This is a genomic window from uncultured Thiodictyon sp. (genome assembly GCF_903828115.1).
Taxonomy (GTDB): domain Bacteria; phylum Pseudomonadota; class Gammaproteobacteria; order Chromatiales; family Chromatiaceae; genus Thiodictyon.
In genome coordinates, this window is record NZ_CAIKKU010000833.1 from 1 (window position 1) to 6789 (window position 6789).

The following is a 6789-nucleotide window of genomic DNA, read 5'->3' on the forward strand; positions in this document are numbered from 1 at the left end:
GGATCTGGCTTCCAATTTGCTGCATTAATTGCAAGCATTTGATTTAAAATACTTTCCAGTGGTTACGGCCGAAATATCCATATCCTTCGCTCAACGCCGCCGAATTACGGTAACAAAGTAGAATTAGCCTCCCTTTTGTTGAGCCCCAACTCGTCAAATAGGTGTTCTGCGGGCTTTGACAATCTTCGGAACGGAAACTTACGCTAAGGCGTAACCGACAGAGTTATAAAGCTTATTTCTGGCGTCTCATCAAACGAACGTTTCCTGAGACAGCCTGACGGTAGAGAAAAAGACGCTTAAATCCGGCTAAATCTGCCTCAAAAGGCCGTCTCAGAATTCAAAATCTCGGAAACTCATGTCGAAGCGAGGTTTTTGAGACCGCAGGAAGGGCCTTAGCGTAAGTTTTCGCGCCGATGATTGTCAGACCCCTTCCAGGCGGTTGAGGGTGCGCACGGCGGCCAGGACATGGGCCGAATCGGTGCGCTGGCGACCGCGCGCCTTGAGTAGGTCCTGCTCCTGCAGGTGCGTCAGCAACTCATCGAGCAGCCGTTGCTCGCCCTGCTCGGTTCCCAGGCGGGTCCGGAATTCGCTCAAGACGGTGTGATCGAACCCGGGATCGGTCAACGCGAGGCCGAGCAAATACTTCCAGTCCAGGCGTCCCCGCACGGCGTCGGCTGCGGCACGATCAGACAAGTTCTCGACGAATTGCAGCACCGTCACCCAGGCCAAGCGCCCGGGGGCCTCGGCCGGTTGCCCGCGGCGGGGGAAGAGATCCGCAAAGCGCTCGTCGGCGTAGATCGGACCCACCGCGTCGGCCACCGTCAAGCAAAAGGTGCCGTGCGGAAAGGCGGCGCAGGCGATGCGGCGCGTTTCCTCTGGAATTTCGTGGGCCGAACGGGGTTGGAGCGACATGGAATGCCTCCGGATCGGCGGTACGCCGTAACCTCTTTAGACACCGCAGAACACTGAACGTTGCCGTCGATACACCGACTGCTGGGGCATGGGAGGATTCGCCACCAGTGTCAAGCTTTCCATAATCGTTCCAATGATTGTCAGACCCCGACCACGTTGGCCGGCACCGCTGCGGTGTGGCGAAAGTGGATGCCCAGCAGCACCAGGCGTCCCTCGCCCACATAGCGCAGCAGAAAGGGTCCGCACTCGCCCTCAATGCAGGTCTGTCCCAAACCAGCACCGGCTAGGATGAGGGCGCGGTCTAGATCCAAGGGGGTATCCAGCCAATAGTTCCCCGCGGCGAGGCTGATGCGATCCCCCGCGGCGGCCCCCGCAAGGGCATCGACGAGACCGCGAGACTCGGTCACTGCAAAGGTCGACATGCGGACACCAAGGGCGCGAGGCGGACATGTGACACCCAGTCTAGGCCCGGTCGGGGAAAAGACAATGGCCCCCGGTCGTGTGTGACCCACAGTTGCGCGCCGCTTGCCACCCTCGCGCCGCTCGGGGGCGCAGTCGGTGCGACCAGCATCAGGTCCAGCGCGCGGGGCTTGGCGTGTTCGCCGGGGGTATCAAGGCGGGCGTAGAGCGCGTGCCTGCGCGGGGTCAGCAGGTGCAAGCGCTGGTTGTCGCTGCCGCGTAACGGCAGCCTGTCGCAGGCCTCTGCCACATAGGGGTCCGTGACCAGCGCGTCGATCAGTCCGGCGAGGCCCGCAAGCGGTCCCGCGATCCGCTCACGGGGATAACCGGAATAGATCAGCAGGTCGCCGTCGAACGCGGTTCGTAATCCCCGCAGCAGTGTCTCCAGCGCTCCCGGTTGATCGAACGGTTCCCCGCCGGTCACGGTGACGCCGTCCGCGCATCCGAGCCAGGGGGCCAACGTCGCAATCAGCGCCCCGACCTGCGCGTCCGCCCGCCCGGGCGCCCGGGTGTCTAGGGAGATACAGCCGCGGCAGTGGATCGAGCACCCTTGGAACCAGATCCCGCCCCCCGTCCCGGCCCCAAGGTCGTGACCGGGAAGTGGACGCGGGACAGTGCGAGGCTGGTCATGGCCCCGTCCCCGGCACCAGTATCCCACCAACGCAAAATCATGCACGCTAAGTGCAAGTACGGACGACCACCACGCGACCTCGCGCGGGGCGTCGTCCCACGAGACGACGATCCCCATTCCACGTTGAGCCCACCATGCCCACCATCCCCGCCCTTCGCGACCAAACCGACCACATTCCTGCCCGGCTGCTCGCCGCCCTGCGCCGCGAGCGCCTGGACCCCACCGACGCCGGCTACGTCGTCCACGAGCTGCACGTCCGCCAGATCGAACGCGAACTGCAGAACCGTTCTGCGACTCAGCGACGAGGGGCCAAGAGGAACCATGATTTCCTAAAGAAACGGCATCTTGGTTATTTGTATGAAATACCACTGCTGGTTCTGATCATCACCTTGCTGAGCACCATCCTCTGGCCGTTGCTCAGTGGGCCGTGGCGTCTGGTGCTTGGAGTGATGAGCGGCATATCGGTGCTGCTGCTATTGTGGTACCACCGCTCGCGGTAGATTTATCCCCAGAACGCCTTCTGAACCGCCGGAGACACCGATGGAAATCCCCCATGATTTTCGTGCCAGCCGCTGGGTCATCGCGCTCTTTGGTCTGCTCGGCGTGGCGCTGGTCATCCTGGCGGTTGTGTTTGCCCTGGTGGCGAAGGACAAACTCTGGGCACTCGTGTGCGTTTGCCTGCCGACGGGACTGACCGGCCTGTGGCTCCTGACGCGCGTGCCGCCACTGCTGCGCACACGTATCGTTTTGGACGAATCAGGGATCACGTTGCAGATTCCGGTCTGGGCCGGCGGCTGGCTGCGGCGTGGACGGCTGGTGCGACTGCGTTGGAGCGAGATTGCGCGCCTGACTCACGCGCAGCGTCTATATTATCCGATGATGCTTCCGTTGGTGGTCGATGAGTACCGGCTGTATACCACCCAGGGCGACTTCACGATCACCAAGAACATCTGCCCCAGACCGCAGCAGGTCATGGCGCTGGTTGCGGCGCGCACCGGCAAGCCGGTGGAGGACCTCGGCCTGGAACGTTAACCGCAGCACCCGGAGCCGCACTCCGGCAGGAGCGTAAGTATGCGTGTAGAAGGTCGTCGATCCGCCACGCTGTGGATGGCTTTGATCGTCCTGGCGTCGATCCTGGGAGAGGGTGCAATCCCGGCGATGGCGGTGGCTGCACCAGACGCAGTCCCCTGTCCGCCCACCCAGCCTGGTACCTTCTGCACCCTCCAAGGCCATAGCGACTGGGTCCGCTCGGTTGCCTTCAGTCCCGATGGAACGCTCTTGGCTACCGGGGCCGGGGATGTGATCCGGATTTGGCAGGTGGCCACGCTCAATCGTGCGCCGGTCGGAAGTGGTCTCCCAGCGAGCGCCGGAGTTGCGAAGCCAGCGATTGAATTGGAGAGTCCGGCGCCGGAGGTCCCGGCGGGCCTGATCAATGACCTCAAGAGCAGCGATAGGGTAGTGCGCGCGCAGGCGGTCAAGGCCCTGGGTCGGATGGGACCTCAGGCGCGCGGGGCCTGGCCGGCCCTCAAAGACCTGGCCCACAAGGACCCCGATGCACAGATACAGCGCGCGGCGACCGCCGCCCTGGTGGCCGGGTCCATCCGCGACCTGGAGTCGCCCGACGCCGGGCTGCGGTTGAGGGCGGTGAAGGCCCTCGCCACCCTGGGTCCGCAGGCCCGAGCCACCATCCCGGTCCTGACGCGGGCGGCCACGGGGGGGGACCCCGACGAAGCGGTGGGACGATTGGCCGTACGGGTTTTGGGGCTGCTGGCCCGGGTCGCCCCGACCGAGGTGATGGCCAGGGCCGCCGGCGCCGAGGCGTTGGCGCCCCCGCCGACGATCGAGAAGACCGCCGCGGCGGCCGCCTTGGGTAAGAAGACGCTTGCTCAGGTCATCGACCGGTACCCACTCGTCTGGGGCCGGGAGATCGGCTCCTTTGAGGTCAGGTATAGTGTAGCGATGGATAGCGTGTCTGCCGGGACCCTCAATGTCGCCTCGTCGCTTCCGACCCGTGGGCTGAACTTGCGCGCGCTGGGCGTGCAGGAGGACTTTGTTGCGTCGAATCACGAGCGGATCGGCCGGCTCATGTTCGGCAGTCTGATCTCGATTCCACTCGCCTTGAATGATCCCGACCAGCCGTTATACGCGGCGAGGGTGGGGGCCAAGGTCTTCATCGATGCAACCGCGGCGGCGCCGACAGACCGGACCGAGCGCGTGCTGATCACGGTGGCGGAGGACCTGCATGAACTGCGCAACCTCGTCGTCTATGGCGATGGGACCTCAATGGAAACGGTGATGGAGCTGGCGCTGGTCGAGGGCCAGTCCCAGCTGGCTTCCATGGTCATACTGTACTGGGTTCGGGGTCAACTCTGGGTCCGCGGCGAACTCGCGGATCGGGAAGACTTCCAATATCGCTATTCGCGCCGCTTTGGGCCGGTCTTTCCCGAGACGGTGACGGTGACGGAACACGGCGGCCCGGAGCCTGCCACCTTCGTCTTCACACTCCAGGGGGCCACTTTTCATACTGAGGGTTCGCTCAGGGCACTGGATGATCGGGCCACCACGACCGAGAGGGGCTTCGATGAGCTACTCGCGTTCGCCGGTCCCGCCGCCGCGGCGCAGGATGATGTCGCGTCCTATGAGTTAAAGGGGTTCGTCGTGGTCGACAAGACCGAGGTCAAGTCGACCGAAGAAGACGAATTTCTCTTTGACGGCTGCGCCATCGGCAAGCAGATTTCGCTTGCGAACGGCCAGACCTTTGTCTGCCAGGAAGATGTTACGATTTCGCCTGAATTCGCGGCGGAAGTGGTCATCCTCAAACATCCGGCGACGGACGAAGTCAAGGTATTGATTGCGGAGCAACCCTTCGCCGGAACCCTCTCCGGCACCACGGCGCCAGCGGTCCAGACCCAACCGGTGCCTGCCCCCAGACCCGCGCCGTCGGTGCTCGCCCAGCCCGCGCCCGCGCCGGGTCCGCGGCCGCTGCCGCCGGGGTTCGGAACACCCGCGCCGGCCAACACCGCCCAGGTCGCGCCCCCACGGCCCCCTGCGCAGTTGATCGCGTCGGTCGTCGGAAGCTGGAAAACCACCGTGGTGGTGGGCGACGGCCAGGTCGACGGCATCGCGATGCTCGATGCGGATGGCAATTTTAATCGCTTTGAGCGCTGGAGTTTCGGCTTGACCGTGCAGATTTGGGGCACCTACATCGTCTCCCCCATCTCGCCGACCCTGTTTCAACTGAGCCAGAAGCCGACCGGGTGGGAGCCCAAGGAGTGGTGCGTCCGCGGCACGATTTGCAAGGCCCTGAATTATCCCGCCGCCGCCACTCAGTTCACCTTTCTTGACGCTGATACGCTGCGCGATGAGCAAACCCAGGCGATTTATAAGAGGCAATAATGCAATGAACGTTCGTCATCAGATTGCGCATGGTTTCGTTCTGTCTTCCTTGTTCATTCTGACCACGCTGTCGACCGGCTTCGACACGGTCGCGGTCGCTCAGATGCACGGTACGGCGCCGACCGATGCGGGTCCCGCTCCGCATTGGCGGTTTATGCGTCATGACCCCACGACGCTCAAGCAGCTTGGCGGCGGGGATATGACCGCGGGGATGAACAAACTCGGCGATGTCGGGTATGAGTTGTTCATCACCACCGCCAACGATCAAGGTGCAACCGGCTGGTTGTATTTCCGGCAATCGCCATGGGTCGCGCCGATGGAGCGGCCCAAGCTCGAATACAAGGTACTTGATGATCAGGCCATCACTGATCTGGGGCGCAACAGTTTTGGCGACGGCCTCATCAAACTGGAGAACGAAGGCTGGCAACTGCTGGCGATCACGAGCGATAGGCGCGGGGGCGCGGGTTGGCACTTTTTTTCCCGCGAAAAAGTGGCAATGGCCTCAAGCGGCCCCGCGGCGGCTCCATCCATTTCAGCCGCCCAACCACTGAGCGAGGAATCCGCACCCCGTGGACCAGCGCCCCAGTCCGCTGAAGCGCAGGGCGATTTCTCGACCCCGCGGGCCGCGGTGCAGACGCTGATCACCGGGGCGACCTCACGCAATGTCGATCTGCTGAGCAAGTGCTTCGCCGACAGCGCGCCGGATGAATTCGCGCCATTGCGATCCAAGACGGCGGCACAGAAGGACTTGGACGACCTGGCAACATTGTTCCAAGGCGCGACTGTTACCAATGAGCGGATCAAAGGCGACCGCAAGGCCGTCGTGTCCGTCAAGCTCGAGTCCCGCGACGAAGAAATCGAATTGACCAAGACCGCGGCCGGCTGGCAGGTGGTGGAGTTTTGATGTGGCGGATGTCTATGATAAGGTGTTTGACGGATGATTGCGGCTGTAGCGGTACCCCGTCCTTGCTCGGGTGAAATGTCCCATGGCTGATGCCTCATCCGTCGCCCGCCCTGATCTGTTAATTGCAGGTGGGGCATTTTCCGTCCTGCTTTTCCCACAGCGTCTTCACCCGTCCGATCAGGAATTTCTTCATGGCCGCGGTTTCCCGCGCCTCAAAGTACGGTTCCCAGTCGGGGTCAAACGGGTTCGCCGCCGCCTTGATCTTGGTATGGCGACGGATCGGTGTATCTGCGGCTTTAATCAGCGTCGGTCTGATGACCGTTCGGCCGCCGCTGCTTTCCTTATGATCTGCCAGTCCATACCCCGGGAGACGCAAACGCGCCACCCGGATGCGGTGACCAATCATCTCAACTTTTGTCTGGCGGCAACCGCCATCACCTGGATCTATGGCGCCCATTTGGAACAAGCACCGCCGCGACGCTATGCC

The 6789-nt window shown here is 63.1% G+C and carries 7 protein-coding genes and 2 pseudogenes; 5 read left to right on the forward strand and 4 right to left on the reverse strand.

From position 1 onward, the window contains the following. Window positions 1–420: 420 nt before the first annotated feature. From QZY48_RS30940 to QZY48_RS30950, 3 genes are all read right to left on the reverse strand, one after another. Entirely contained in the window at window positions 421–912 is a 492-nt protein-coding gene (locus tag QZY48_RS30940; protein ID WP_295437868.1) for a transposase, read from the reverse strand. Between the two features lie 140 nt (window positions 913–1052). Further along, on the reverse strand, window positions 1053–1334 hold the full coding sequence (locus QZY48_RS30945; RefSeq protein WP_295437869.1) for a hypothetical protein: 282 nt from the start codon (window positions 1332–1334) through the stop codon (window positions 1053–1055). After that, window positions 1316–2119 carry a 4Fe-4S cluster-binding domain-containing protein gene (locus QZY48_RS30950; protein ID WP_295437870.1) on the reverse strand — a complete coding sequence of 268 codons (804 nt, stop codon included), beginning with the start codon at window positions 2117–2119 and terminating at the stop codon, window positions 1316–1318. The genes QZY48_RS30945 and QZY48_RS30950 overlap by 19 nt, the downstream gene beginning before the upstream one ends. Window positions 2120–2136: 17 nt before the next feature. Between QZY48_RS30950 and QZY48_RS30955 the strand changes: the two genes are divergently transcribed. The 5 genes and pseudogenes from QZY48_RS30955 to QZY48_RS30970 all read left to right on the forward strand — a co-directional run bounded on the left by QZY48_RS30955 (window position 2137) and on the right by QZY48_RS30970 (window position 6302). After that, entirely contained in the window at window positions 2137–2502 is a 366-nt protein-coding gene (locus QZY48_RS30955) for a hypothetical protein (RefSeq protein ID WP_295437871.1), read from the forward strand. A gap of 40 nt (window positions 2503–2542) precedes the next feature. Continuing rightward, window positions 2543–3034 carry a hypothetical protein gene (locus QZY48_RS30960; protein ID WP_295437873.1) on the forward strand — a complete coding sequence of 164 codons (492 nt, stop codon included), beginning with the start codon at window positions 2543–2545 and terminating at the stop codon, window positions 3032–3034. A 126-nt stretch (window positions 3035–3160) separates the two neighbouring features. After that, a pseudogene (locus QZY48_RS35160) lies at window positions 3161–3304 on the forward strand (WD40 repeat domain-containing protein); the annotation flags it as partial. A 90-nt stretch (window positions 3305–3394) separates the two neighbouring features. After that, window positions 3395–5398 carry a HEAT repeat domain-containing protein gene (locus QZY48_RS30965; protein ID WP_295437875.1) on the forward strand — a complete coding sequence of 668 codons (2004 nt, stop codon included), beginning with the start codon at window positions 3395–3397 and terminating at the stop codon, window positions 5396–5398. Between the two features lie 4 nt (window positions 5399–5402). Then, on the forward strand, window positions 5403–6302 hold the full coding sequence (locus tag QZY48_RS30970; RefSeq protein ID WP_295437877.1) for a hypothetical protein: 900 nt from the start codon (window positions 5403–5405) through the stop codon (window positions 6300–6302). A 118-nt stretch (window positions 6303–6420) separates the two neighbouring features. Here QZY48_RS30970 and QZY48_RS30975 read toward each other — a convergent pair. Beyond that, window positions 6421–6789, reverse strand: a pseudogene (locus tag QZY48_RS30975) (hypothetical protein); the annotation flags it as partial.